This is a genomic window from Corynebacterium sp. HMSC08D02 (assembly GCF_001807505.1).
In the GTDB taxonomy this organism is placed as follows: domain Bacteria; phylum Actinomycetota; class Actinomycetes; order Mycobacteriales; family Mycobacteriaceae; genus Corynebacterium; species Corynebacterium pseudogenitalium.
The window spans coordinates 623-26,913 of sequence record NZ_KV789242.1; the positions used below are offsets into that span (position 1 = coordinate 623).

The window sequence follows — 26,291 nt, forward strand, 5'->3', positions numbered from 1 at the left end:
GCAGCGCCGCCGATGCGGCGACCTCGCCGACAACGCCGTGGCGCGGCTCGTCGATGAGCGGATGCTGATACACGGACCACCACGCAGCCCCGGTGACGATCTCAGGCACCTGCACCACCCCGAGCAGCGGCGGTAGGTGCACTGCCCCGCTGGTGAGATACGTTGCCGTCTCCTCGAAGACCGGCTGCGCAATGTCATCGCTGATCATGTACGCGATAACAGCGTCGAGTTCGAGGTGGTGGACCCACGCTGCGAACCGCTCGCGGCTCTCGGTGAGCTTTGCAACAGCTTCGTCCAGGTCGAACCGCGCGACCGGGCCGAGGCGGACGGTGTCGACGCCCTCGTCGTCGACGAAGAACGCGAGGATCAGCGAGTTGTTCGGGTAAAACCCGAGGATGCCGGGGAGGTTCGCGAGGATCTCGCCGTGGGATGCAAGCGTGTGGGAATGAGTGGACATGGCAGTGCTCCTTTGCACGAATACGGGGTGTATGTGGTCAATCCCGTATTCGGCCCGGCTCTGCCGATCGCAGGCGTATCCCAGCAGTGCAGCACTCATGTGTGCCGAGCGTCGCTAGCGCAGCCTGATGCCTTCTCGCCGGGTGCGAGCGCTAGCGACGCAGCCTGTGCTTAAGCGTCGGTGTCGATGCGCTTGAGAGCGCGATAGATCGTCGGCCGCGAGACGTTGAGTGTCCTGGCTACTGCGCTGACGGACTTGCCGCCCTCAATAAGCTTTCTCCCGAACGCCACGGTTGAGCAGTCTCACCCCCGAGATAGGCAGACCCCCCGAACTGCCGGCTCCCGTGGCGTTCCTTCGTTGCCGCCGACCTCGCAATCACTAAGCAATGCCCCGAAAACCTGCGCCGCTTCGTTGGAGCGTCGCAGCTCCGTTTGGTGCAGGATTCTGACCCTAGTACACCAGCTAGTGCACCAAAAGGTGATCCGCTCACAAAATGAAGAAGGCCCCTACCAGCATTTGCACTGGTAGGGGCCTTATCTTAGTAGCGGGGGCAGGATTCGAACCTACGACCTCTGGGTTATGAGCCCAGCGAGCTACCGAGCTGCTCCACCCCGCGTCGGGTGATATTTGATTTTCACCTGCTGCCTTAACGGGCAACGAGTGATAACTATACGCATACCTCTTTCAAACACCAAATCCCCTGCGCACCTCACGGATTCGCAGGGGATTCAGGCTGTCACACGGGAAGGGTTACATGCTCTGGTATTCCTTCACGGCGCGGTCCAGCTCGTCGAGCGCCTTGCCGTACTCCTCGAAGGAGCCGTTGCGTGCGCCTTCCAGGTTGCGCAGCGCGTCGTTGATGTTGTTCAGCGCCTCGTCCTTGTTACCGGCAGCTGCTGGTGCTGGGGTCTCGGCCTTCTCGCCGTCGGCTGGTGCTTCCTCGGCTGGCTTCGTGTTGCCCTTGTCGTCGACGATGTCGATGTCCTGGGCGGCCTCAGAGTGAATGCCAACCTGCTTCAGCGCCTGGGAGATCGTCGGCGCATAGCCGACCTGGCCGCGGTAGAACACGAGCACGCGCAGCAGCTTCGGGAAGGCCGATGCCTGGTCCTTGCGCTGCGAGTAAATCGGCTCCACGTAGAGGATCTCTCCCCCGCCAACCGGCAGGGTGAGCAGATTGCCGTTCTTCAGGTCGTTGGTGCCCTGCCACAGGGTGCGGTCGCGCGCCACTTGATCGGAGGACATCAGAGCGTCCTGCGCCTGCTTCGGGCCCTGGGTCTGCGTGTTGGTTGGCAGCACGCGGACGGTGATCTGGCCGTAGTTCTCCGGGTCGGAGGACACGGACATGTGCGCGGAAAGGAACTCACGGTTCAGGCCACGGAACGGCGTAATCAGCTGGAAGGAAGGCTGGTTAGTCTCCGGGTCACCGGCGACGACGTAGTACGGAGGCTGGTTGAGCTCCTTGCGGCCTTCCGGCGCGGTCGGGTCGTTCGGCACGGACCAGAAGGCGTCGTTGTTGAAGAACACGCCTGGGTCGTTCACGTGGTAGCGAGCCAGCAGTTCACGCTGAACCTTGAACAGGTCCTCCGGGTAACGCAGGTGGTCGCGCAGCGAATCGGAGATGTCGCTTGCCGGGCGCACGGTGTCTGGGAACGCGCCCATCCATGCCTTGAGCACAGGGTCGTTCTCGTCGAATGCGTAGAGGTCCACCGTGCCGTCGTAGGCGTCAACGGTCGCCTTGACGGAGTTGCGGATGTAGCCGACGTTGTTGTTCAGCAGGCGCTGCGTAGTCCCGTCTGGGTTCAGCGCGTCCTGCGTCGTATCGGTCAGTGATTCGCGCGTTGCGTACGGCAGCTGGGACAGCGTGGTGTAGCCGTCCACGATCCACTTGATCTTGCCGTCGATCACGGCCGGGTAGGTCTTGGAGTCGGTGGTCAGCCACGGCGCGACCTTCTCAACGCGCTCGCGTGGGTCACGGTCGTAGAGAATCTTCGACTCGGAGCCAACACGGTCAGACAGCAGGAACTTTAGCTCCTGGTACTTCGCGGAGTACGCGATGCGGTTGACCCAGTTGCCGATGTTGACGCCACCTTCACCCTGGTAGGTGTAGGTGGAGCTGTCCGTGTCATACTCGACGGGGCCCTGGCCGTTATCGCCGACGATGGCGTAGTCCAGGCCGTCGTTCGCAGAGGCGATCACCGGGCCGTAGTAGACGCGCGGCTCGTCGACCTGGATGCCCAGCTCGTCTGCCTGGTCCTTCTCAGCAGCGATCGCGTTGGTCTGCAAATCGGAAACAGTGAAGATCGGCAGGCCACCACGGGTGGAACCTGCGTCCTGCGCGGCCTCGTCAACGCGGTTCGCCTGCGCTGCAATGAAGCCGTTGCCGTGGGTGTACACGGTGTGGCGGTTGATCCAGTCGCGCTGGTTTTCGCGCAGCGCGTTCGGGTCCATCTCGCGGGCCGCGACGACGAAGTCGCGCATCTTGCCGTCAACCTCGTAACGGTCCATCGCCAGCTGGTCCGGGAAGCCGTAGAAGTTACGCAGCTGCTGGTTCTGGGTAAAGGTCGGGGAAATGATCTCCGGGTCCAGCAGGCGGATGTTGCTGATCGTGGCGGCGTCGTCCGCAACCTTGTCGTTGGAGACCTTTTCCGCGCCCCAGTTGTCCTGGTACTTCACCTGCTCGTCCGTCAAGCCGAACGCGTAGCGGGTGGCCTCAATGTTGCGGGCGATGTACTCGGCTTCCTTCGACTGGCGGTTCGGCTTGACCGAAAACTGCTCCAGCAGCGCCGGCCACACACCGCCGACCACGAGCGAGGACACGAGCATCAGCACCGCAGCCATCACAGGAACTCGGAAGTCCTTATATACAACGGACGCGAAAAACGCCGCCGCGACAAGCACTGCGATGACTGTCAGGATCACCTTGGCCGGCAACGAGGCGTTGACCGTGGTGTAGGACGCACCGGTGAAGATGTCGTTCTGCGAGTACAGGAGGGTGTAGCGCTCCAGCCAGTAGCTGACTGCCTTGAGCACCATCCACAGGCCCGCGGTCACGGCAAGCTGCACGCGAGCGGACGTCGAAATGTGGCCCGGCACCCCGCTGACCTTATTGCCGATGCGGATGCCGCCCAGCAAGTAGTGGCCCACCGCGCCAACGATGAAGGCGACGAGCAGCAGGAGCGAGAGGCCGTCGATAATCGCGGTGATACCCGGCAGCGCGAAGGCGTAGAACCCGAGGTCCTTGCCAAACTGCGGATCATTCACGCCGAAGGATTCCCCGTTGAACCACAGCATGAACGTGCGCCACAGGCGCTGCCCTGCCAGGCCGGAGAAGATCGCGACCACGACTGGAACCCACACCAAGAGCGTGCGAACGCCCTGCTGCAGGTTCACTTTGGTCCGCGTGTCGCCGACGACGGCTTCGAAGCTCAAGGCTTCCTTCGTGCGGTTCCGCCACGCACACCACGCGGCGAGATAGGTGATCAGCGCGCCGACGGCGGCGAAAATTACAAACAACACCACGCGCGCCACGATGACGCGGTTGAAGACCCCACGGAAATCAAGCTCCCCGAACCAAAGAAAATCGGTGTAGAGACCGATCAGGATCGGGATGCAAAACAGCAATACACCGAGGACACCAATGGTGATGGCAAGTCCGGAGTTCTGTTTCTTCGCGTGGGGCTGTGGTTGGCTGAGGCGGGTGGCCAAATCCTGCTCCTTCGAAATAGTCTTAGTACGCGTATTAAGGTTCTACCTTAAAAAGTGTAACGCCTGAACTGACAGAAGGGTTCCCGTGCTCAACCAACAAGCATTAAATAAGGCCATGTCCGAAGCCGTCGAGTTCGTGCACGCGGAAGGCTGGGACCAAGGGCCAACGCTCTTCGCACTCGTGCCCTCCTCCCTGCTTGTGGACGAGCTCGAGCAACTCGAGGTTGACGACGCCTCTTCGCCCCTGACCCTCGTCGTGCAGGACAACCTGCCGGACAACATCCGCCCCGGCTCCGAGGAGCTGGCGGAGTACGTGGCACGTGTCGCCTGGCCACACGCGGTGGAGGGAGCCGTGCTGGCACAGGAGATCATGTTCCGGGACACCAGCAGCGACGACCCCTCGCCGCGCCCGGCGCGCCTCTTCTCCGGTGTGTTGCGCGAGGAGGGCATCGAGCAGACGCTGCTGCAGATGCGCCTAACCGAGGAGGAGCTGGAGGAGCGCGGCCTGTTCGCCCAGGATGATATTGAGCTTCGCGGTGGGCCTAACGTGGCGCCGAATGTTATTGCTGCGTTACGCTACGGTTTGGAACAAGACCCTGATGAGCTGTCCTAAGAGGTTAAAGGAGCACAACGTGGCTACATTTTCGAACGTTTGGCGTCGGCGCGTCGGTACGCCAGCGGTGCTGGCGATGGCGCTGGTGGTAGCCACCGCGTGCGGTGGCAAGGACGAGCCATCGGAGGAACCGACCACGACGGAGGCACCGGCCTCCTCCACCACTGAGACCACGGAGTCGCCTTCGCCGTCGGAGTCTGCGTCTGAGGCTGAGTCCGCGGAGGCTACGACGGAGGGGACGTCGACAAGCACCACGAGCACTGCGAAGAAGGACGATAACGGCGTTGCTGAGGTCGCCAAGCAGTTCTCAACGCTCGCTCCGCCCGAGTTCTTCGAGAAGCTGGACAGCTGCACCCCGACCGGCCTGCCGGACGCGTTCGATTGCAGCAGCTCCGAGATGGGCCAGTTCCAGTTCATGGAGTCCGAGTCCGTCGCCACCACGAGTACGCAGGTGCTCACCGAGCTGCGCTCGAGCGAGGTCGTGGAGGACACCGGCCGTTTCGTGGTCGGCTGGTCCACGGTTGGGTCCTCCGCCGTGGTGACCGTCATTGATAATGACAAGGGCCAGATTATGAAGCAGCTGCTCACCATGGACCGCGAAGGCCCGCGCGAACACATCTACAAGCTCGGGCTGGCGAAGCGCCCGGAGGGCGCCACCACCCCTGCGGAGGCAACCACCTCCACCGAGTCTGAGTCCTAGCTGCAGCTGCGCACCGGCTGGCCGTGGGCGAACGCGTCCATGGCCTTCACGGCGTCATCAAGCGTTTTGACTGCCGCGACCTGCATCTCCCCGCTGTCCGTGCGCATGACTTCCGCGCAGTTGCCCTCGGGCGCGAGGAAAAGCTCCGCGCCTGCGTCGCGGGCACCTGCGATCTTATGGGAGATGCCACCGATCGGGCCGACCTCCCCCGACTCATCAATCGTGCCGGTTCCGGCCACGAACTTCCCGCCGTTGAGCAGACCCGGCGAAAGCTTATCGATCACCGCCAGCGAGAACATCATCCCGGCACTCGGCCCGCCCACATCGTTAAGGTTGTAGGTCACCTGCACGCCGTCGGCCGGAGCGGACGTCATCAAGATCCCCAACATGGGCACCTTCTTATCCTCCGGATTCGCGCCGAGGGTGATCTCCTCCGTGTGCGGCGCGCCGTCACGCAGCACGTCGACGCTGAGCCGGTCGCCGGGGGCGTGCTCGCGCACGATCTGCTGCACCTGACGCGGCTGCGAGACGTCCTTCCCCCCGACCTTCGTGATGATGTCTGCCGCCTGCAGCGCACCGTTCGCGGCGCTGCCCTCCATCACCTCGTGAACCACCACTGTCGTCGGGCGGCCGAGGTAGTTCATCGCGGCGATCGTCGCCGCCGACTCCGAAGCAACGAATGCCTCCTGGTTGCGCTGCTTCATCTCCTCCCGGTTCGTATTCGGAGGCATGATCTGCTCCAGCGGCACAATCGTGTCATCCGTGGTGATCCAGCGGGTCAGCGCCTGCACCAGCGTCATATTGGTGCGCACGGACACCGTGGTCATGTTGAGGTTGCCCTCCGTTTCGTCGGAGTCCGCGCCCTCGATCTCAACGACGGGCACGCCCTCAACATCGCCGAGCGTGTTAAACGTCGGCCCCGGGCCCTGCGCCGCGTACGGCACGGCCAGGGAGATATCGGTGCCAGGAATATGGTCGAGGCTCAGCGCCGCGGCCAGCACCGCAAGGGGGATGGCGCCCCACACAATCGTGGCGAGGCGGCGGCTGCGCGGCTGTGCCTGTGCTTGTTCTTGCTCGGCGTTCATCACGCCCACAAATCTTAGATGTTCGCCCACAGCGTTGCGATTTTCCCGCTTGCACCCAACACAACCTGCGCACACGACTGTAGGGTGGTGCCTATGAGCAATGGATTCGGATTTACCTTCCCCAACAACGACAACGACGGTGACAACGGTGACGACGAGCGTCGCAACCAGCAGAACAACCCGTTCGCCGCGTTCGGGTTCGGGGGCAACGTTGGCGGTGGCCAAGGTGGCTTGGGCGATATTTTGAACCAGTTCGGGCAGATGCTCTCCGGCATGGGCTCGACGATGAACGCCCGCACAGAGGGCGAGTCCGTGAACTTCGAAATGGCACTGCGCATGGCACGCCAGCACGTCGGCGACAAGGCTGCGGTCTCCGCGGGGGATCGCACCGCGGTTGAGGAGTCAGTACGCCTCGCCGACCTCTGGCTTGACGACGCCACTACGCTGCCATCCGCAAACGCCCAGCCGCGCACGTGGAACGCGGACGACTGGCTGGCTGAAACCATGCCGATGTGGAAGCGCCTGGTCAACCCCGTTGCGGAGCAGATGAACCGCGCGCAGCGCGACACCATGCCCGCCGAGGCCCGCGAGATGATGGGCCCGATGGTCGGCATGATGGAGCAAATGAACGCCATGAACTTCGGCGTCAAGCTCGGCCACGCCCTTGGCGACCTTGCCGAGCAAGCCCTGACCGGCTCCGACTTCGGCCTGCCCGTCGCACCAGCAGGGGTCACAGCCATCTTGCCGAAGAACGTCACCGCCGCCGCCAAAGGCCTCGAGATCCCCGGCCAGGAGGTTCTGGTCTACATCGTGGCCCGCGAGGCTGCGCGCCAGCGCCTGTTCAAGCACGTGCCGTGGCTCGTCGAGCGCCTCGTCTCCTCCGTTGAGGAGTACGCGGCAGGCCTGGAGATCGATACCTCGCAGCTCGAGGAGATGGCGCGCGGCCTGAACCTGGAAAGCGCCGACCCACAAGCCATCCAGGAGGCGCTCCAGCAGTTGGAGGGCGCGGACCTCTCCCCGCGCGTGACCTCCCGCAACGCCTCTGCCACCGCCCGCCTGGAGACGCTGCTCGCGCTCGTCGAAGGCTGGGTCGACGTTGTCACCGATGCCTCCCTGGCGGACCGTATCCCGTCGACGCCGCAGCTCGCCGAGGCGTGGGCCCGCCGCCGCGCAACGGGTGGCTCCGCGGAGCGCGCGTTCGCGAACGTCGTCGGCATCGAGCTGGGCGCCCCGAAGGTCCGCGAGGCCGCCGAGCTGTGGCGCCGCGTCGAAAACGCCGTGGGCCAGGCCCGCCGCGACCAGGTCTGGGACCACCCGGACTTCCTTCCAGCGCCCGAGCACCTGTCCAACCCGGCGGCGTTCATCGACACCCTGCTGGACGATTCCTCCGACGACAACTTCGACGAAGAGCTCGCCCGCCTGGAAGAGGAGCTGCGCAAGAACGACGAGGATTAGCCTTCCCCGCCGAACCGTTGGTAGGCCTCAAGGTAGCCCTTCGCGCGTTCCGCGAGGGGTGCTTTGTCTGCCCACGCCCAGAACTTCGGGCCATGCCCCGGGATGAACGTGTGCGTCAGCTCGTGCACAATCACTGCGTCGAGGACGTAGCCCGGCACGTGCTGCAGCCTGTCACTGATCCGAATCGTGCCCGTTGACGGGGTACAGCTTCCCCACCGCTTCGTCTGGTTCGACACCCACCGTATCGAGCCCACCTTCGCCCGCCCTTCAAGCACCTGCTCGTTGAGCGCCTCCGCGCGGGCTTGAAGGTCGGCGTCGCTGACGTGCTGGTGGCGAGTCTTCCTCCGGATCTTCCGCAGCATCTCGGCCACCGCCTCGCGCTCCTCGCGCTCGCTGAACCTGGCTGGGATGCGGACTTCCACGACGCCGTCGATAAGCCGGGCCTGCACAGTGTGCGTGCGCCGCGGCGAGCGAATCACCCGATACTCAAACTCCGACTCTTGCATGCCGAAGATTGTATGCTGTACAACCGACACAGCCACAGGGGCATCAGGGGGAAGCATGTGTAACCAGTCGGATACTGTCATTGCGCTGGCCATGGGGGTACAGGTACTCAGCAGGGGCCCGCACGCGCTGCAATTCGGGCTCGACGCCACACGCAGCGGCATCATCGAAGTCGGCGACGCCCGCGCGGTCGCAGCCGCCCTCGATTCACTGTCGACGCCGCGGCCACTGACCGAGGTGGTTCGCCGGCTGGCGGTTTCCATGGACGCGGATGGCGTGCGAAGCCTCATCCAGGACCTCATCGCCTACCGCGTCCTCGTCGAAGTCGCCCGCCCCGCGGTACTGCTGATCGGCACCTCCACGCTGGCCAACACGCTGGCAGAAACACTACGCACCAGCGGCATCCACGTGCGCTCCCCCGATCCAACCCAGCCACTCTCCCGCTTTCTTTTCGACGCCCCCTCGCCTCTCCCGCTCATCATCGTCGACCAGGCGCACCGCACCCGGGCACTCGCCGCGTACACCCGGCACCGCACCGGCCCCGTGATTCCGGTGCTGCAGATCGACGCCCGCGTCCTCGTCGGCCCCTACGCCGTCGGTGTCGAGGGCCCATGCCTGATCTGCCGCGAACACTACCTCCTCGAGCGCGACCCGCAGTGGGCAGCAATCGCCGCCGCAGCACCCGCGGGTGTGCGCAACCCGGACCCGGTCGTGGTCCAGGCAGGCGTGGCCGCCGCAGCAACCCTGGTCCGGCGGATCTGCCAGCTGCCGGACCCGCCGGGCGTATCCGCCCCGGACCCCCGCACCGGCGACACCCTGCTTGTGGACCCCTTCAACCGCACCCCACTCAAGACGCTTCGCCTGCAGCCACACCCCGACTGCCCGCTGTGCTTCTAGGTGGTTTGTCGCGGCTAGCGGAACTCCGCCAACGTTTCCAGAACCTCGGCGCCGTAGCGCTCCACCTTCACCGGCCCCACCCCCGACACGGCGAGCAGACCCTGTTCGTCCTCCGGCATGGTCTCCGCGATGGCGAGCAGGGTGGCGTCGGAAAACACCATGTAGGCCGGCTGCTTCGCCGCGCGCGACGTCTTCAGCCGCCAGCGCTTCAGCGCCTGATAGACGTCCTCGTCGATGTCGGCGTCGCAATCCTGGTGTCGGCCCAACGCCTTATCTGCCGGGGCGAAGAGCACATTGCCGCACACCCGGCAGCGGCGCGTCTGCTTCAACCGCTGCGGGGTGTCCTCCGCCTCAAGCTCGGGCACCAGCCCGTCCAGGAAGCGCGAGCGCGACCGCGACTTCCTGCCGCCTTCCTGCCTGGCCAGCGCCCACGACAACTGCAGATGCTCCCGGGCACGAGTCACGCCGACGTAGAAGAGCCTGCGCTCCTCCTCGATGTTCTCGTCGCCCGCCTTGATCGCGTGCGAGATCGGCAGCGTGTTTTCCACCAGCCCCACGAGGAAGACCGCATCCCACTCCAGGCCCTTCGCCGCGTGCAAGCTGGCAAGCGTGACCCCGTCAATCGCCGGTGGCTGCTTCGCCTCCGCGCGCTGGCGCAACGAGCGCAGCACGTCCTCCAGGCTCGAGGCCTCCTTCGTGTGCACAATCTCCTCGATCAGGTCAACGAGTGCGCGCAGCCCCTGCCAGCGCTCCCGGGCCTGGGCACCCTCCGGCTCCGTCGGCGTCAACCCGAGCGGGGCGAACGCCGCCTTGGCTACCACCACCGGGTCATCCGGCAAGTCGTGGCGCCGGGTTGCCGCCACGAGCGTCTGTAGCGCCTCGCGGATCTCACCGCGCTGGAAGAATCCCTCCCCGCCGCGCACCTGGTAGACGATGCCCGCGTCCGCAAGTGCGGCTTCAAACGCCGCCGACTGCGCGTTAATCCGGTACAGCACCGCGATCTCCTTGGCCGGCACCCCGGAATCGATCAGGCGCTGCACCGCCGCGGCAACCTCGCGGGCCTCCGTCGGTTCGTCGTCGTAGGCGTGGAACGTCGGCTGCGGGCCGGACTCCCGCATACCGATCAGCTCAAGCCTGGTACCTGCAGCCCTGCCCGTCGCGCGCGAGATCACCGCGTTGGCCAGCTCCGTGATTTCGGGCGTCGAGCGGTAGTCGCGCTGCAGCTTCACCACCGTGCCGTGCTCGTAGGTGCGCGAAAAGTTCAGCAGGTAATCCGGGGTCGCGCCGGTAAAGGAGTAAATCGTCTGGTTCGCGTCCCCCACCACCGTCAGGTCATCGCGCTGCCCAAGCCAGCCCTCCAGCACCCGCTGCTGCAGCGGGGTCACGTCCTGGTACTCGTCCACCACGAAGGACTGGTACTGGGAGCGGAACTCCTCCGCCACCGCCGGCGCGTTCTCCAGGGCACCCGCGACGTGCAGGAGCAGGTCGTCGAAGTCGATGAGCATGCCTTCCGGGCTCGTCTTCGCCTCCTCGTACAGCCGGTAGACCTCCGCGACCTTCTTCGGATCCGTCGGCGGAGTCCGGTTCGTATCCGCGATGCGGTCCACGTAGTCCTGCGCGCCGATCACGCTCGCCTTCGCCCACTCAATCTCGCTCAGCAGATCGCGGACCATCTCCTTATCCGACTCCAGCCCGGCTGCGCGAGCCGCCCGCCCCACCAGCGGGAACTTGTTGTCCAGCAGCCGCCACGGCAGATCCCCCGCAATCTGCGGCCAGAAGTAGCGCAGCTGCCGCATCGCCGCCGAGTGGAACGTGCGCGCCTGCACGCCGCCAATGCCCATCGTGCGCAGACGGTCGCGCATCTCCCCTGCCGCACGCTGCGTAAACGTCACCGCCAGCACACGGTTCGGGCTCACCGTGCCCTGGTCAATCATGTGCGCGATGCGGTACGTAATCGTGCGCGTCTTACCCGTCCCGGCGCCGGCCAGGATGCACACCGGGCCACGAGGAGCGGTCGCTGCAATCCGCTGATCCTCATCCAGCAAGCTCAGATCTACAGCCACTTACGTTCCTCTCCGTTCCTCGTTGAACTCTCCACGAGCCCATTGGTCAATCATCCGCCGCGCAATCGTCCCCGGCACCGCCAGCGTGACAGTGCCCAGCTCGTCGCGGCGCAGCCAGCGCAGCTGCGTCAGCTCCCCATCCAAGGGGCCCACAGCATCAACATCACTTGTCGACGCCACCATCCCCAACATCAGCGCACCCGACAACGCCCACGGCTGCGACCCAACATAGCGCACCACCCCGACACGACGCCCCGTTTCCTCCCACACCTCACGCGCGAACGCATCCTCGATGGTCTCGCCAACGTCGATGTATCCCGCGATCAGCGTGAAGTAGCCCGGGCGGCGCGCGTTCTCCCCAAGCAAAATCCGCTCCCCGTCCGTCGACTGCACCACCCCGATCACCGACGGGTCAATACGCGGAAACAGCGGTTTCCCGCTGGCACCACGCGCAACGATGCCCGCCTCGCCCCAGGTGACTTCGCTGCCATCGCGCGGGTCGAAGCTCAGCTGACGCTGGTTGCGCAACAGACCGAACCCGCGCGCAACAAGATAGTCGCTTGCGTGGCTGCGGCAAGTGCCGAAGCGCTCGCCCAATGCCTCAAGCTGCGCCTCGCTCACCAGCACCGCCCACACATCGTCGCCGACGTGCACCGTGTTCTCGGCGTGGGGTTGGGCGGAGTGGGCGTCGAAAAGTGCGGGTGCACCGTCTGCTCCCAGCACAAACCTGCCGGCGGCATCGAAGGCAATGAACCGCTTCATAGGCCGCCTACTCCGTCGGGCGCGTGCGCTCAGTCAGCGGGGTCGGCTGCGTCATCTGCACGAACAGCAGGCGGTCGCCGGGCTCAACCGTCTCGGCCTCCGGGGCGTCAATGCGGTAGAGCTCACCGGAGCGCACCACACCCAGCACAATGTCGGCGAGGTGACGCGGGTTCGCCCCGACCTCGTCGTCCGCGATCGGACGCTCCGCAACCGCGAAGCCCTCGTCCGGGCTGAGCAGGTCCTCCATCATCTCCACCACAGGTGGCGTGACCGTCGCGATGCCCAACAGGCGGCCCGCCGTTTCGGAAGAGACCACCACCGAGTCCGCGCCCGACTGCATCAGCAAGTGCTGATTCTCACTCTCACGGACGCTGGCAACGATCATGGCGCTCGGCGCCAACTCACGGACAGACAGCGTGACCAACACCGCGGTATCGTCCGAGGACGGCGCCACCACAACTGAGCGCGCACGCGCCACACCAGCGACCTTCAGCACGCTCGAGCGAGTGCCGTTGCCGTGGACGGTGACCAGGCCGCGCTTCTCGGCGTTCGACAGCACCACGGCGTCATCATCAACAACAACGATGTTGCCCGGGGCGGTACCGCCCGCGAGCAGCGCATCCACCGCGGACCTGCCCTTCGTGCCGTAGCCGATAACGATGGTGTGATTGCGCACTGTTCTCCTCCATTGCTGAATCTGTAGCGTCTTGCGGGAATCCTCCGTCAACACCGACAACGTCGTACCGACCAAGAGCATCAGGAATGCCACACGGCACGGCGTGATGACCAAGATATTCATCAGGCGCGCGCTTTGCGTCACCGGCGTGATATCGCCGTAGCCGGTCGTTGAGAGCGAAACCGCCGAATAGTACAGGGCGTCGATAAAGGTCAGTGGCTCGGTGTACCCCTCTTTGTCGAAGTAGACCACCGTCGCCACGGCCAACACCAACATGGCCGCGTAGCCGAAGCGCCTTGCCATCAACGCCCATGGAGTGGTGCGTTCCGCCGACGGAATCCGAACGACATCCAGCAGGGTGTGCACCGGTATTTCCGACGGATCCGCATCCGCACGGAACCGGTCACTCCATGACAACGCAAACGGCAGTTTCACTCCGCTATCCTTCCTCGCTACTACGGCGTGAAACTGTACCGGAAGTTGCGCCGTTTGCTGCATCTTCCAACAACTTCGTCAGCTGCTGCGCATCCGGAAGCTCCGTCGCGGTGAAGTCCTTTCCATCGCGGACATAGAAGAACACGGCCTTCACTGGGCGGCCGTCGTTAGCGATTCGCTTCCACGCCTCCGTGTACACGGCAAGCTGCAGCTTCGCTGCCTCCATTGCCGCCCCCACTGGGCGCGTGCCGGTCTTCCAGTCCACCACGACCCAGCCGTCGCCGTCCGCAAAGACCGCGTCCATGCGGCCACGCACCACCGCCTTGCCGAGCGCCAGTTCAAACGGGCACTCCACATGCGTCGGCGTCTTCGACGCCCAGTGACTGTTCTCGAAGTTGGCTTTCAGCTTCTGCAGCGTCGACGGGTCTACCTCCGTTTCGCCCATACCCGGCAGCTCGTCCTCAGTGAGCAGCGGGTGCGCACCGTAGAAATCCTCGATCCACTCGTGGAATGCGGTGCCGCGCTTCGCGTACTGGTTCGGCTTGAACGGCACCGGGCGACGTGCCCGGCGCGCGAACTGTTCCACGTCCGCCTGCATGGCCACCACATCCGAGGCGGTCAGCTCACCAGGCAGCATGACGGGCACGTCCGGCGACTGCGCCGCCTTGTGTTCCTCGATGAGCGCGGTGGCGTCGCGCTCCCACAGCTCGTAGAGCTCGCCGGCCGCGGGCGCGATTTCGGTCTCGAGCGCGTCCCTGACCAGCTCACTCGGGCGAGTGGCCTGACTACTGGCGGCGTGCGCGGCTTCGTAGGACTGCACAGGCCACGTGCCGACGGCCACCTCCGGCTGCTGTACCGTTTTCTCCGCATCCTCGTCCTCGACCTGCTCCGGCAGCTCGAGGCCCTCGAACGCCGCGAAGTGCTCGTACGGCCCGTTCGTATTCTTTTTGCCGCCCAGAGAGATGTTCGACCCGGTAAGCAACAGCCTGTTTTCCGTACGTGTGATAGCCACGTAGAACAGGCGCGCCTGCTCCTCAGCGAGGTCCTCGCCGATGTGCTTGCGCCACGCATTGGCAGCGTTCTTAAACTGCGTGCGGTGCTCTACCTCTGCGAACTCCTCGTAGATGTCCGGGTCACCGAACGTCTCAGGCTGCAGGAACGGGATCTGGGCAAGGAAGGTCTCAATCTTTGAGCTGTAGGTGTCCTTATCCGCGTGCAACACAGCGACGGTATCCCACTCCAGGCCCTTCGCCTTGTGTACCGTCAGGATCTGCACGCGGTCCCCGCGCACGGTGACGTTACCCGGCGCAAGCCCGTCTTCCTGCTGCTTCGCCAACTCGAAGTAGTCCAGCAGCGCTTCCACGCTCGTGCCCGGGTACTCCTCGACGTAGTGCAGCAGCTGGTCCAAGTGCACCGTGCCTGCCGACGAGCGCCGCGCCAGCACCTCAACGCGAATACCGAAGACCTCGATGATGTCCGCGAACAGGTCACTGAGCCGCTTGCCCAGCGAATTGCGCCGCAGCTGTCGCAGCCGCGACGCCAGCAGCTGCAGGCGCTTGTAGCCGTCCTCGCTGTAGCGCTCTGGCTCGCCCAGGTCCGCCACCGCGTCCGCCAGGCCCGCCGGCTTGGCGGACTGCATCTTCAGCGCCTCCGCCTCGAGTGCAAGCTGCGTCAGCTCCTCGATGAGGCGCTCCTCCGGGTCCGCGGGCACCGGCCTGGCTGCTTCCTCCTCCGCGGCCGGACCGTCCGCGCGGGCTTGCAGGTTCTTGGCACGCGCGGCGAGCGCCTCCATATCCGCTAGCCCGAGCCCGACCGACGGCCCACCCAGCACGCGCAGTGCCGCCTCAGAATCCTCGGGGCGGACCAACATCGTGGCCACAGCCAACGTGTCCTGCACCTCCGGGGTATCCAGCAGGCCGCCGAGCCCCACGATCTCATACGGCACACCACGGGCTTCAAGCGCCTGGGCGATCGGCTGCGCATGCCTGTTCTTCCTGGTCAGCACCGCGGCCGAGAGCTTACCGCCCTGCTCAAACTGCTGCTGCAGCGCGTCGGCAACGAACTCAATTTCTTCCTCCTCCCGCTGGAAGAACTGCATCTCCACGTCGCCTGCCGCAGCGTCCTTGCGTGGCTCCAGAGGCGCGACGGCTCGATCTTCCCCGCTGCCAAGGATCGCGGTGGAGACCTGGTTCGCCATCTCAAGCACCTTGCTCGGGTTACGCCAGGAGATGGTGAGCTGCTTCTTCTGCGCCGGTACACCGCCCGCGGCAGGGAAATCCTCCACGAATGCCGCGAGGTTTTCCGACGTCGCCCCGCGCCAGCCGTAGATTGCCTGCATCGGGTCGCCCACCGCAGTCACCGTCAACGTGGGGTCCTGCCCCTCGCCGAACAGGCTGCGCAGCAACACTCGCTGCGAATGCGAGGTGTCCTGGTACTCGTCGAGCATGACCACGCGGTACTTCTGCCGCTGCGCAGCACCGACGGACGCGTGCTGCTCCGCGAGCGTGGCCGCAATGTTCATTTGCTCGTTGAACGTGACCACACCACGCTCACGCAGCGCCGCGTTAAGCTCCTCAACCAGCGGCAACATCAACTGGCGCTGGCGCTGCTTGTTGCGCCACCCCGTCATGGTCTTGCAGAACTCGGTTTTGCTCCGCGGCGACTTCGGCAGCGATTCCGTCTCTTTCAGGAAGATCTCCGCGGCCTCGTAAATATCGTTTGGGTCTGCCAGTGCATTGCCCATCGCCGTGGTGAGCTTCAGTATGTCCTCCACCACTGTGCTCATCGCGGGGGCAGGGGCACCTTCCGCGATGAGTGGTTTGTTGTAATTGCTCACGACTTCGACGGCGATCGCGTGCAGCTCAGCCTGCGTAATCAGGCGCGCATCCGGCTCCACCGGGACGAGCAGCCCGTAGTCGCGAACGAGCTCGCCCGCGTACGAGTCATACGTAGCAACAGTCGGCGCGATAACCTCCAAGCTTTCCGCCAGCGCGCCCGAAGGATCAAGCTCCCGTACGAGCTCCCGGTGACGAGCCAACGCCTGCAGCCGGTTCCGGATCCGCTGCCCCAGCTCGCGGGCCGCCTTGCGGGTAAACGTCAAGCCGAGGACTTCCTCCGGCCGCACATACCCGTTGGCGACGAGCCACACCACGCGGTCCGCCATCGTCTTCGTCTTGCCCGCACCAGCACCGGCCACGACCAGCATCGGTCCCGGCTCGGCACCAATTACGTCGGCCTGCTGGCTACTAGGGGGAAATGCGTCCCCGAGCGCCTGGAAGAGTTCCTGGGGTGTGAAATCAGCCATTGTAAATCATCGTCCCTTCGATCTGGACCGGGCACAGCGCGCGCACAGCGCAGTAATCGCAGTGCTTGCCCGCCTGCGCTTCGAGTTGCGGCCCTGTTGTCTTGCCGGGCAGCGGTGCAATGAGTTCGGTGAAGTACTCGAGTTCTTCCTCTTCTTTGCGCGGTTGCTCGCGCGTGGTTGCGGCGTTCGTTCCGTGCTTCGAGTACACGAGCGCCGCCCCACCAACGTCCAGGCCCTCTTGCCCATCGGTGGACGTCACAACGCGAAGATTGTCGCCCTCACCGATGAGTTGCCCATGGCTCAGCGCAAGCTGGTACGCCATAAGCTGCTCGCACTCCTTCGCGCTATCTACGGAGAGCATCGTCGAGCCAGTCTTCAGGTCAACGATGTGCACGCTGCCGCTTTCTTCCTTATCCAACCGGTCGGCTCGCCCGCGGATATGGACATCTTCTGCGACCTGCACGGAGATCGGCACCTCCATGCCCACAACCTCGAACTTCTTCGCGCGGTTTTCCCACCACTTGTTGGTGCGCTCCAGCATCGCCTCGAAGTCGCGGACTTGAGCCTCGGCCTGCCACGCGGGGGCGTCAACAATCGCGCGGTACGTGGCCAGCGTGTGCATCCGCGCCTGCTCTTCCGGCACGCCTCGGCCGAGGGCCTCGAAGTAGGCGTGCACGATCGATCCGATCACCATCGGCATCGAGCTATCAAAACCGAGAGTGCGCTCGAGCACCGAGCTCATCGGGCACTTCAACAGCGCCTCAATCCTCGACGGCGACAGCGAACGCTGCCCTTCAACGGGCTCATCCGTCGAAGGCTCCGTGGTGGTCCACCACTGCTCCGGATCCGCGAGCGGCACCCCGGCCTCCACCAGCCGCGCAATCTGGCGCGCGGCCTGGCGCCGGTCTGCCTCCGTACTGTGTTCCTCGTCCGCGAGTGTGCGGCGTAGCTCCCCCAGGAAATCATCGCGGGACAGTACGCGCACAACCGTGGCCTCCGCACCGCCATCCCCAGCCGCGGCGTCCTCCGCGGACAGCGTCACCAGCTGCGGGGATATGCCGGTTTCCTCGCAGAGCTCCTCAATGAACCGGGACGGCTCGATGACCTCCTCGCCGTCAGTCTGGTCGACGGCCGTGACCAGGACGCGCTCCGTCGCGCGGGTCAACGCCACGTGGAACAGGCGACGCTCCTCCTCGAGGCGCTCGCGCAAGTGCGACACCGGGGTAGCGGGATCCACGTCGTGGTCAACCAGGTCCACCAGATCCTGCTGGCCGAAAATCGAGCCGGTCTCGCCCAGGCTCGGCCACTCGAGATCCTGCACACCGGCAACAACAACACGGCTAAACTGCCTGCCCACCGCACCGTGCGCGGTCAACAGCGCCACTGCGTCCGGCGTGGCCGCTCGGCGATCGCGCACACCGGTGGGCAGTTCCTGCTCCAACATGCTGTTCACGAACAGCTCGAGCCCACCCTGGGTTTTACGCTCAGTGAAGTCTCCGGCGGCGTCGAATAACGCCATGACCGCATCCAGGTCACGGTCAGCCTGCGAGCCCGTCGTGCCGCCCCGAAGCGCAACCGCAGTGAGGTGATCTGCCAAACCCGTGGCGTTCCACAGCGCCCACAACACCTCCTCGACGCTGCCGTCAGCGTCGTAGACCTCCCTGGCGGCATCCAACACCTGGCGGATGCGGTGCAGCATCTGCAGCTCACGGTCAGTGAGTACCTCGCCGAAATCCGGCAGCTCTGCCTTGGAAACAACAAGGTCACGCAGCGTTTCCTCCGCGCGCGAGTCCGGCTTCCAACGCCGCAGGCCGCGCAACAGGCGGCGCAGCGTCACCGGGTCCGTACCACCGATGGGCCCAAGCAGCAGGTCACGCCACTGCTCAACCGTCAGCGGTGTGTACAGCGACTGCAACCCAAGCAGCAGCGAGGCAACAATGCGTTGCTCGCTGAGCACCACATCCGTCGGATTCAGGGCTACCGGCACGCCCGCGTGCAACAGCGCGCGGCGGAATGGCTCAATCATCCCTGACGAACGCACAATGACCGCCATATCCCGAAACGCGACCTCCTCCTCGAGGTGCGCGCGACGAAGTGCGTCCGCCACCGCCGCGAGCTGCGCCGTCGGCGTCTGCGCTAGCGCCACCGAGACTTCCGGCGCACGCCGCGTCTGCCCCAAGTCAATCACCGTGTGCTCAAGGTCCCCCAGCGTGGCAAAGAACTCCGGGCTCGCCCCGCGGAACTGGTAGACGGACTGCTCCAAGTCACCACCCACAACCCCGAGTGTGGCCCCCTGTAGCAGGCGCTGCACGAACTTTGCCGCTGCGGGCGAGAGATGCTGGGCGTCGTCCACAATCACGGTGTGCCACGTCCGCCCCAGCGGCACGTCGAGCGCCCTGGCAATCAGCTCGGATGCCGAGTAACGCACCGTCCCGGTCAGCGCCATGACCTGCTGGTATTCCTCCAAAAAGTCACCGGCCGCGCTCCAAATCCCCTGCCCGTAGCGGGCTCCGAGCACCTTGAGCTGCTCAGCGTCCAGCCCGCGCTCAATCGCGCGCAGCAAAAAGTCACGCAGCTGGCGCGCAAAGCCCACCATCGGCAATGCCGGGCGCAGCTCAGCAGGCCAGCTCCCCCGGCCATCCTCGGCGTGCCCCTGCAGCAATTGGCGGATGACCGCGTCCTGCTCCGCGCCAGAAATCAGGCGCAGCTGTTCCTGCTGCTCCCGCAGCACGGCAAACGCCAGGGAATGCACAGAGCGCACCATCGGGCCGTCGGCAACAAAGTCAGTATCAGCGAGCCGCTCCGAAATCTCCGCCCTGATCCGCGCGGCGGACTCCTTCGAATCCGTCAAGAACAAGACGCCCTCCGCGTCCGACTGCCGCTTCGCCGACGCCACAAACGTATCGATGAGAAAGCTGGTCACCCCCGAACCCGCCTGGCCGGTTACCTTCCATAACCCCTCGGTGGGAAGTGGCTGCGACCACGTTCTATCGTGCGCTTGGTGTTCGCGCGGGACTAAAAACGCGCGGGGTGTGGTGGACTGCTGGTCATTCATGCCCACCATTGTGGCATGTTAGCGGGACATAAGGAGCTCGGAAACCTCCGAAAACTTCGAACGCGCGTTCGCATTCTGGAACGTTCCGTCGTGCTGCGCCATCCGCATCCGGAAATCCAACGCGCGCCCCGCCAGGAACACAAGGTCCGGAATGTGGGACCAGCGCTCCACGATTCGCGGATCGACAGCCCCGGCGAGCAGAGCGTCGACAATTACGACGGCAGCCGAGTACCCCCTCGGGCGAAGCCGCGCCGAAGGCACAAGATCCGTCAACACGGGCGCGGCGTAGCCCGAAAACAGCGTGTGGGAGAGCACGTCCACGTGCGCCACGCACAGCCCCTCAGCACTGGCATCCTCGTGCCCCTTCCACGCGCCGCGATCCGCCTCTGCGATCACGTCAGAGCTATCGCGCTCGGGCAGCTCCTGCGCCACCTCGGCCTGCTGCAGCGCGCGCTCCAGCGCAAGCGCCGCCGCCACGGCCTCATCCACGCGGGCTGCCGGCGCACCGGGCGAGAACTCGTTGGCCACGAAGCCAGCCACTACGAAGCGCCCGTCCGTCGCACGCACCGGACGCGCAACGTACACCCCCTCAAGGTGGTCAGCGATGCGCTCACGCACCTTGCCCGACCACGCCGCCGTCGGCGCAGCCTGCGAAATCACAATGCGCCCAAATTTCTTCGCCTCACCCCAGGCAGCATCAGGTGTCGACGCCGCCTCCCCATCAACCTGAAACGCCGACAACACATGCTCGGGAATAGTCACAGCGCAGCTCGCCTTCCTCTCGTCGCCTGTTTATAACTACAACAACTACAGCACTTACAACACTGCCGGGCGCGGGTACGGCCACGGGTTCGACCTGCAGGTGTCCTGGTTATCCGGGTACACCTCTTCCTTATCAAAGGAGTACAGCTGCGCATTGTTCAAGCTCAGCGTCTGCTGCATCATCACCGGCGCCAGCACGCCATTTTCCGGGCACGGCTCGTGGTGCGCGAAGCCGAGCGCATGGCCAACCTCGTGATTGATCAGGTACTGGCGGTAGCGACCCAGATCCCCCTCATACGGCGCAGCGCCCCGGACCCAGCGGGCCTCGTTCAAAATGACCGTGTCCTCGCCGGTCACACGGGTGCGGCAGCTGGTCTCCATTTCAAGGTGCACGCCGCACAGCTCCCGCGTTGTCGCCGCGGACGCGAGCCGAATCTTCAGCGATGGCTCATCGGCCGCCGTGACGTGTTCAAACCGGAAGCGCGGGTCGTTGGTCCAGCCACGGGGGTCGCTCAAGGTGGCGTCGACAAGCGAGGCGACGGCCTCATTGCCCCCGTACAGTGCCGTGTCGAGCCCATGCTCCACCTCAACAACGAAGCGAACCGTGAGCTCATCCCCCTTGCCAGCCTGCATCCCAGGGTGACCAACCTCGTAAAAGGTGCCCTCGCCAGTCTCCGTGAACGGACCTCCCGGCGGCAACTGCAGTACGTCCTGCTGGCCCTCCGGCAGCACACTCACCGTGCGCGAGGCCTCGTCACTGTCAGGCTGCTCGACCGCGCTGTCACCAGCGCTTCCCGCAAACACCTCCCCGTCGGGGTTTTGCAGCATGTTCACAATCACGAACACCGTCAGCACAGCCAACACCGGAATCGCGTAGGCGCGCCACCCGTACTCGCGGGCGAAGCGCACAAGCCGACCCTCCGCTTCCGGGTCTACCGCGGTGAACTCACCGTCGTCCTCAAAGTCCCAATCCTCGAAAACGTCGGTGTCGTGATTGTTCTTCATGGTCGTAAATGTAGCGGGTTTTAACGCATGAACCCAACGGAACGAGCCTGCGCAGAGCCAAGCTCAACGTACGCAATCTTCTCGGTGCGCACCAAGTACTTCTTTCCCTTGTCATCCTCCAGCGTCACCGTCGGAGTTTGGTCCTCAATCGCCTGCTTCACCGTATTGAGCACATTCTCATGCCCCTCAGCAATCGCGATGGAGAGCTCACGTGCGGTGTCTGCAAGACCGATCTTGATATCCATATGTTCGTTTCCGTCCTTATCGTTGTTCATCTTTGTTCATCTTCACGGATGTCAATCCATTGTAACGGCCTACAGCTAAGATGAGGGCGTGTCCAAATCAGCTGCTAGAGAACAGTCACCCGATTTTCATGAGCTAGGGGTCGCCGCCGAACTCATCGATGCCCTCGAGGAGCTCGATATCCATCGCACATTTTCCATCCAGGAACTTGCGATCCCCCTCGCGCTCGACGGCCGCGACATCATCGGCCAAGCCCGCACGGGAATGGGCAAAACCTACGGCTTCGGCATCCCGTTGCTCGACCGAGTATTTGACGACGCCACCATCGCCGAACTCGACGGCACACCCCGCGCCCTCGTGGTCGCCCCCACCCGCGAGCTCGCCGTGCAGGTCGGCGACGACCTGGAGCGGGCAGCGAAGTACACCCCGGTGCGCGTCGCCACCATCTACGGCGGGCGGCCCTACCAGGAGCAGATCGACGCGCTGCACAAGGGCGTCGACGTCGTCGTGGGCACGCCCGGCCGTCTCATCGACCTCTACCACCAGGGCGAGCTGCAGCTCGGCCATGTCGCGATCCTCGTCCTCGATGAAGCCGACGAGATGCTCGACATGGGCTTTTTGCCCGACATCGAAACGCTGTGGTCCGCCCTACCTGACCAACTGCAAACGATGCTGTTCTCCGCGACCATGCCCGGCCAGATCCTGCAGCTGGCGCGCTCCAAGATGAACACGCCGATCCACATCCGCGCCGAGCAAGGCGAGGAAGCCGCCTCCACCCACGAAAGCACCAAACAGGTCGTGTTCTACGCCCACCACATGGACAAACCCGAGGTGCTCGCGCGCGTCCTGCAGGCCAACGGCCGCGGCAAAACCATCATCTTCACCCGCACGAAGCGCTCCGCCGCGCGCGTCGCCGACGACCTCGGCCAGCGCGGCTTCTCCGTCGGCGCCGTCCACGGCGACCTTGGGCAGGGTGCGCGCGAGGCCTCCCTGAACGCCTTCCGCGAAGGGGACGTCGAAATCCTCGTCGCCACCGACGTTGCAGCACGAGGCATCGACGTCGACGACGTCACCCACGTGATCAACTACCAAGTCCCCGACGACCCAATGACCTACGTCCACCGCATCGGCCGCACCGGGCGCGCAGGCCACTCCGGCACCGCCGTGACCATGGCCGACCTCGACGAAACAGCGAAATGGGAAGCAATCAACGAGGAGCTTTCCCTCGACAAACCACAGCCCCCAACGTGGTTTTCCACCTCCGAAGAGCTCTTCGAGGCCCTGGACATTCCGGACTCGGCTTTATCCACGGTGGGCAAACCGCGTAAAGTGCTCGGAGCACGCCCGCAACGCTCGGGCGAGAGAACACCCTCCACGAGACGTGGAACGAACCGCCCAGGAAGGAAACGGCGTTGAGTCAGCCCCTACGTCGCACCCGCAACGACTTGATCGCGACCGCAGTCATCACCGCGATCGCAATCATCCTCCTTGCCATCGCGTTTTTCACCGCACCGATCCGCAGCTCTCACCTGGAGCCGGCGGCGGAGGAATATGAGAACGCGGGACGCCTCGCCGTCGTCCCCTCGAAGGTCGAGGAAGCCTTCCGCCTTCCGGACACCTCCCCCGGCGTCCAACCCGTGATCGCTGCAGGCATGATCATCACCTACAACGACGACACCATCACCGCCACCACGCCGGCCGGCGACACCGCCTGGACCTACAAGCGCCCGAACGAGCTATGCCTGCTCGGCCATGCGTGGGACAAGGTCGTCGCCGCATACCGCGACAATGCTGGCTGTGGGGACGTCGTCACGATCAACGCGCTCACCGGCGAGTACGCAGGCACCCGCTCCGCCATCGCACCCGAGGTGATCACACGTGTGCAGTCCAACGACCGCGTCGGCTACGTCAGCTCCCACCGCGTCGAGCTGTGGCGCTCCGACATGGTCAAGACCGTCGAGTACGGCTACAACGAGGCCCCACAGGAGCCGGACATGCAGCCCGAGTCCTGCACCATCAACTCCGCGCTGACCCGCACCGACATTATGGCGACCACGGAGTACTGCGACGACGGCCCCAAGCTCAAGTTCCAGAACACCACTCCCGAGGACTCCCGTGAGCCCGAGATGTACGAAAGCGTCGACATCTCCGAGAACGCCTACCTCGTCGCGGTGTCCCAGGACGCGGCCGCGATCTACGACCCGGACAGCCACAAAGTCCGCACCTACGACAAGGACGGCAACGACCTCGCCGCCTCCGAAATCCCGCCACTGGACGGCCCGCAGAAGATCGACCAAATTGTCGACGTCCTCCCCGTCGCCGACCTGCCCCACCACATGACGTACCACGAAGGCGACACCCTGCTGCTCATGGAACCCTCCCGCCTGAGTGTTACCGGCGTGTTCCAGGGCGCGCTTGGCACCGGTTTCCCAGCCGGCGAGCGCCTGCTCTACGCCTCCGACACCGGCATCGCCGTCGCCAACTGGGACGACAACAAGGTGGAGAAGATCATCCCCGTCGATCGTGGCGGATACACCGGCCCCGTTTACATCGACTCCGCCGGCACCACGATCGTAGAAAAGCGCGGCGAGGAGATCGTCGTTCTCAACACGAACCTCTCCTAACGTCGCGCACCCCGATCCCCCGCGCCCGTCGCTTGGTAGCTTTGATAGCTCTGTTAGCGGCGGGCCTTTTTCAGCTCATACATCGCCTCTTGGTAGGCCGCTGACGCCGGGTGGAACACCGTAATCAACACGAGCACCGCCGAAAGCGCCGTCGCCGCACTGAGTAGGTGTGCGCCCCCGAGGAACATATAAAACGCCACACCGAGCAGGATCGCCTCGATGAGCACGATCGCGCCCGAGCCCCTTGGCCGCCCCCGCAGCGTTGAGATAGCCACAAACGCGACAAAACCGAAGACGATGGCAAGGAACACCGCTGTGCCCAACGCTACGTAGTGGCTTGCTTCCGCACTCGATTCGATGCTGCTATCGCTAATGCCTTCAATCTGGGCGTAGATCAGCATGATGATGTAGCCGAGCATCGCCAAGCACTGCAGCAACACGACGACCGCTCCGAACCGCAGCATGCCCGGAACGCCAGGGTGGTCCAATGAGTTTTCTTTGCTGTTCACACAACGGAGTCTAATGATCAGGGCCAGATTCCGACACCAGTTGCGGTGCAGACGATTGCCGATTTGACCTTAGCGAACACATATGCCAGCTAATTCTTTTCTTATATATGCAGTTCAGGGCGCTAAGAGCGCTCTATCACAGGAAACTCACACCACATATGAGCGGCAACAATGAATACAATCCATATGATTCCAATCACACTTTTGCCCAGAACCCTAGCGGAAAGCTCAAAACCGTGCCATCATTCTCGAGTAGCAAAAATTACGGGCTGGTTTCACAGCCCTTAACCCCAAGTCACCACAGGGTTAACGCCAGGTCCGGAAGTGGAGTCTCGCGCAACGCGATGCACTCGCCCAGGCAATGGAATCAAACTTAGTTTGCAACACGCCCCTCAAGGGCGACAAATGTGGTGCGCAAAAATACATAGTCACGACGCATTCTGAACTTGAAGGAGTACTTATTATGGATTGGCGCCACGAAGCCGTTTGCCGCGACGAAGACCCAGAACTCTTCTTCCCTGTCGGCAACTCCGGCCCTGCACTCGCACAGATCGCTGAAGCGAAGCTTGTTTGCAACCGCTGCCCAGTCACTTCCCACTGCATGAAGTGGGCACTGGAAACCGGCCAAGACGCCGGCGTCTGGGGTGGCCTTTCTGAGGAAGAGCGTCGCGCACTGAAGCGCCGCAACAAGGCCCGCGCGCGCAACCGCGCACGCCTGTCGGCCTAAGCTCTACGGCTTTTGCCGGTGCCTCTCGCAGAATTTCCTCGGGGGATTTCACCGCACTGCGGCAACAACGATAAACTGAATACTTCGTAACTAGGTTTGCACCTAATTCATCGCATTTTAAAGGAGGCACCATGAGCAAGCGTGGCCGTAAGCGTAAGGACCGTCGCAAGAAGAGCGCGAACCGCGGTAAGCGCCCAAACGCATAAGAACGCGAACACTCCCCATCGGCAAGGACCATGAGTCCACGCCGATGGGGAGTTTTTTCGTGCCCTGGTCCGCTGGCATTGCGGGGTGTTTTGGTTGCCTGTGTGGTGGCTGGGCACCACATTCCTACCGCATGCAGACGCGACCAGCAAGCTCTCGCAACGACGGGCCGCAAAACCCGGAATTAGGTGCGCCACCTGCTGATGCCCCGCGCGCCACTAGAAAATAGTTCCCACGCCCGGGAACCATTTTGCATCTGGGGCCGGTTCCGGTCGACCAGCACCGGCGTTTCTCCAAGTCGCGACGACTGTCTACGAAGATTGTTCCCGGTTTCACTGATCTTCGGGGAACTATCCTGAACCCCGCACAACAACAAAGAAGGGGCCTGTGCCACCAGGAACACTCCCGGTATCACAAGCCCCACGGCCCACTACCCTTTGTTTAGAAGTGCAGACCACCAGACATCGCAGCAGCAACACCACCACCAATTAACAGCAGCAGCACCA

At 64.2% G+C, this 26,291-nt stretch carries 21 protein-coding genes, 1 tRNA gene and 1 pseudogene; 8 read left to right on the top strand and 15 right to left on the bottom strand.

Annotated features, from left to right (window positions below):
• The 4 genes and pseudogenes from HMPREF3170_RS11920 to HMPREF3170_RS05210 all read right to left on the bottom strand — a co-directional run.
• Nucleotides 1-556: pseudogene (locus HMPREF3170_RS11920) on the bottom strand (DUF4192 family protein); the annotation flags it as partial.
• Nucleotides 557-627: 71 nt separating this feature from the next.
• Nucleotides 628-747, bottom strand: coding sequence for a helix-turn-helix domain-containing protein (locus tag HMPREF3170_RS11295; protein WP_083290877.1), 120 nt, complete (start codon nucleotides 745-747; stop codon nucleotides 628-630).
• Between the two features lie 252 nt (nucleotides 748-999).
• Nucleotides 1,000-1,073, bottom strand: a tRNA-Met gene (locus tag HMPREF3170_RS05205).
• A gap of 134 nt (nucleotides 1,074-1,207) precedes the next feature.
• Nucleotides 1,208-4,102, bottom strand: a complete 2,895-nt coding sequence (locus tag HMPREF3170_RS05210) for a UPF0182 family protein (protein ID WP_070478288.1) — start codon at nucleotides 4,100-4,102, stop codon at nucleotides 1,208-1,210.
• Between the two features lie 175 nt (nucleotides 4,103-4,277).
• On the opposite strand from HMPREF3170_RS05210, the gene HMPREF3170_RS05215 reads away from it, so the two are divergent.
• A complete protein-coding gene (locus HMPREF3170_RS05215) occupies nucleotides 4,278-4,775 on the top strand; it encodes a PPA1309 family protein (protein ID WP_070478271.1) in 498 nt (165 codons plus the stop codon).
• 19 nt (nucleotides 4,776-4,794) lie between these two features.
• A complete protein-coding gene (locus HMPREF3170_RS05220) occupies nucleotides 4,795-5,475 on the top strand; it encodes a hypothetical protein (RefSeq protein WP_083290879.1) in 681 nt (226 codons plus the stop codon).
• Here HMPREF3170_RS05220 and HMPREF3170_RS05225 read toward each other — a convergent pair.
• Nucleotides 5,472-6,560 (bottom strand): YlbL family protein, encoded by a 1,089-nt coding sequence (locus HMPREF3170_RS05225; protein ID WP_070478292.1) that lies wholly within the window; start codon nucleotides 6,558-6,560, stop codon nucleotides 5,472-5,474. The genes HMPREF3170_RS05220 and HMPREF3170_RS05225 overlap by 4 nt on opposite strands.
• Nucleotides 6,561-6,653: 93 nt before the next feature.
• Between HMPREF3170_RS05225 and HMPREF3170_RS05230 the strand changes: the two genes are divergently transcribed.
• A complete protein-coding gene (locus HMPREF3170_RS05230; protein ID WP_070478272.1) occupies nucleotides 6,654-8,015 on the top strand; it encodes a zinc-dependent metalloprotease in 1,362 nt (453 codons plus the stop codon).
• Here HMPREF3170_RS05230 and HMPREF3170_RS05235 read toward each other — a convergent pair.
• Nucleotides 8,012-8,521: a M48 family metallopeptidase gene (locus HMPREF3170_RS05235; protein WP_070478274.1), complete on the bottom strand. Its 510-nt coding sequence runs from the start codon at nucleotides 8,519-8,521 to the stop codon at nucleotides 8,012-8,014. The genes HMPREF3170_RS05230 and HMPREF3170_RS05235 overlap by 4 nt on opposite strands.
• A gap of 55 nt (nucleotides 8,522-8,576) precedes the next feature.
• On the opposite strand from HMPREF3170_RS05235, the gene HMPREF3170_RS05240 reads away from it, so the two are divergent.
• Nucleotides 8,577-9,416: a hypothetical protein gene (locus HMPREF3170_RS05240; RefSeq protein ID WP_083290880.1), complete on the top strand. Its 840-nt coding sequence runs from the start codon at nucleotides 8,577-8,579 to the stop codon at nucleotides 9,414-9,416.
• A gap of 14 nt (nucleotides 9,417-9,430) precedes the next feature.
• Here HMPREF3170_RS05240 and HMPREF3170_RS05245 read toward each other — a convergent pair whose 3' ends face one another.
• From HMPREF3170_RS05245 to HMPREF3170_RS05280, 8 genes are read right to left on the bottom strand one after another with little or no spacing between them, the layout of a single operon-like run.
• Nucleotides 9,431-11,479 carry an ATP-dependent DNA helicase UvrD2 gene (locus tag HMPREF3170_RS05245; RefSeq protein WP_070478276.1) on the bottom strand — a complete coding sequence of 683 codons (2,049 nt, stop codon included), beginning with the start codon at nucleotides 11,477-11,479 and terminating at the stop codon, nucleotides 9,431-9,433.
• A complete protein-coding gene (locus HMPREF3170_RS05250; RefSeq protein ID WP_070478277.1) occupies nucleotides 11,480-12,241 on the bottom strand; it encodes an NAD(+) diphosphatase in 762 nt (253 codons plus the stop codon). It abuts the gene before it with no gap.
• 7 nt (nucleotides 12,242-12,248) lie between these two features.
• A complete protein-coding gene (locus HMPREF3170_RS05255; RefSeq protein WP_176754828.1) occupies nucleotides 12,249-13,346 on the bottom strand; it encodes a potassium channel family protein in 1,098 nt (365 codons plus the stop codon).
• A gap of 10 nt (nucleotides 13,347-13,356) precedes the next feature.
• Nucleotides 13,357-16,656: an ATP-dependent helicase gene (locus tag HMPREF3170_RS05260; protein WP_070478279.1), complete on the bottom strand. Its 3,300-nt coding sequence runs from the start codon at nucleotides 16,654-16,656 to the stop codon at nucleotides 13,357-13,359.
• Nucleotides 16,649-19,711 (bottom strand): ATP-dependent DNA helicase, encoded by a 3,063-nt coding sequence (locus tag HMPREF3170_RS05265; RefSeq protein ID WP_083290882.1) that lies wholly within the window; start codon nucleotides 19,709-19,711, stop codon nucleotides 16,649-16,651. Before HMPREF3170_RS05265 ends, HMPREF3170_RS05260 begins: the two co-directional genes overlap by 8 nt.
• An 18-nt stretch (nucleotides 19,712-19,729) precedes the next feature.
• Complete coding sequence (locus HMPREF3170_RS05270) at nucleotides 19,730-20,473, bottom strand: hypothetical protein (RefSeq protein WP_070478283.1); 744 nt, start codon at nucleotides 20,471-20,473, stop codon at nucleotides 19,730-19,732.
• A gap of 54 nt (nucleotides 20,474-20,527) precedes the next feature.
• Nucleotides 20,528-21,478, bottom strand: a complete 951-nt coding sequence (locus tag HMPREF3170_RS05275) for a DUF3152 domain-containing protein (protein ID WP_083290883.1) — start codon at nucleotides 21,476-21,478, stop codon at nucleotides 20,528-20,530.
• A gap of 20 nt (nucleotides 21,479-21,498) precedes the next feature.
• Nucleotides 21,499-21,753 (bottom strand): DUF3107 domain-containing protein, encoded by a 255-nt coding sequence (locus tag HMPREF3170_RS05280; protein ID WP_240492734.1) that lies wholly within the window; start codon nucleotides 21,751-21,753, stop codon nucleotides 21,499-21,501.
• 58 nt (nucleotides 21,754-21,811) lie between these two features.
• On the opposite strand from HMPREF3170_RS05280, the gene HMPREF3170_RS05285 reads away from it, so the two are divergent.
• On the top strand, nucleotides 21,812-23,137 hold the full coding sequence (locus tag HMPREF3170_RS05285) for a DEAD/DEAH box helicase (RefSeq protein WP_070478284.1): 1,326 nt from the start codon (nucleotides 21,812-21,814) through the stop codon (nucleotides 23,135-23,137).
• On the top strand, nucleotides 23,134-24,345 hold the full coding sequence (locus HMPREF3170_RS05290; RefSeq protein WP_070478286.1) for an Rv3212 family protein: 1,212 nt from the start codon (nucleotides 23,134-23,136) through the stop codon (nucleotides 24,343-24,345). The genes HMPREF3170_RS05285 and HMPREF3170_RS05290 overlap by 4 nt, the downstream gene beginning before the upstream one ends.
• A gap of 53 nt (nucleotides 24,346-24,398) precedes the next feature.
• On the opposite strand, the gene HMPREF3170_RS05295 is transcribed toward HMPREF3170_RS05290, so the two are convergent.
• On the bottom strand, nucleotides 24,399-24,854 hold the full coding sequence (locus tag HMPREF3170_RS05295; RefSeq protein WP_240492735.1) for a hypothetical protein: 456 nt from the start codon (nucleotides 24,852-24,854) through the stop codon (nucleotides 24,399-24,401).
• 463 nt (nucleotides 24,855-25,317) lie between these two features.
• On the opposite strand from HMPREF3170_RS05295, the gene HMPREF3170_RS05300 reads away from it, so the two are divergent.
• Nucleotides 25,318-25,581 carry a WhiB family transcriptional regulator gene (locus tag HMPREF3170_RS05300; RefSeq protein WP_070362936.1) on the top strand — a complete coding sequence of 88 codons (264 nt, stop codon included), beginning with the start codon at nucleotides 25,318-25,320 and terminating at the stop codon, nucleotides 25,579-25,581.
• Nucleotides 25,582-25,712: 131 nt separating this feature from the next.
• On the top strand, nucleotides 25,713-25,787 hold the full coding sequence (locus HMPREF3170_RS12080) for a 50S ribosomal protein bL37 (protein WP_100227335.1): 75 nt from the start codon (nucleotides 25,713-25,715) through the stop codon (nucleotides 25,785-25,787).
• Nucleotides 25,788-26,291 lie beyond the last annotated feature (504 nt).

What these genes read in the sequence shown, in the direction of transcription:
- HMPREF3170_RS05280 (WP_240492734.1), bottom strand. Translation starts at nt 21,753, where the DNA reads ATGAACAACGATAAGGACGGAAACGAACATATGGATATCAAGATCGGT.
- HMPREF3170_RS05225 (WP_070478292.1), bottom strand. Translation starts at nt 6,560, where the DNA reads ATGAACGCCGAGCAAGAACAAGCACAGGCACAGCCGCGCAGCCGCCGC.
- HMPREF3170_RS05265 (WP_083290882.1), bottom strand. Translation starts at nt 19,711, where the DNA reads ATGAATGACCAGCAGTCCACCACACCCCGCGCGTTTTTAGTCCCGCGC.
- HMPREF3170_RS05215 (WP_070478271.1), top strand. Translation starts at nt 4,278, where the DNA reads ATGTCCGAAGCCGTCGAGTTCGTGCACGCGGAAGGCTGGGACCAAGGG.
- HMPREF3170_RS05230 (WP_070478272.1), top strand. Translation starts at nt 6,654, where the DNA reads ATGAGCAATGGATTCGGATTTACCTTCCCCAACAACGACAACGACGGT.
- HMPREF3170_RS05235 (WP_070478274.1), bottom strand. Translation starts at nt 8,521, where the DNA reads ATGCAAGAGTCGGAGTTTGAGTATCGGGTGATTCGCTCGCCGCGGCGC.
- HMPREF3170_RS05240 (WP_083290880.1), top strand. Translation starts at nt 8,577, where the DNA reads ATGTGTAACCAGTCGGATACTGTCATTGCGCTGGCCATGGGGGTACAG.
- HMPREF3170_RS05260 (WP_070478279.1), bottom strand. Translation starts at nt 16,656, where the DNA reads ATGGCTGATTTCACACCCCAGGAACTCTTCCAGGCGCTCGGGGACGCA.
- HMPREF3170_RS05300 (WP_070362936.1), top strand. Translation starts at nt 25,318, where the DNA reads ATGGATTGGCGCCACGAAGCCGTTTGCCGCGACGAAGACCCAGAACTC.
- HMPREF3170_RS05250 (WP_070478277.1), bottom strand. Translation starts at nt 12,241, where the DNA reads ATGAAGCGGTTCATTGCCTTCGATGCCGCCGGCAGGTTTGTGCTGGGA.
- HMPREF3170_RS05275 (WP_083290883.1), bottom strand. Translation starts at nt 21,478, where the DNA reads ATGAAGAACAATCACGACACCGACGTTTTCGAGGATTGGGACTTTGAG.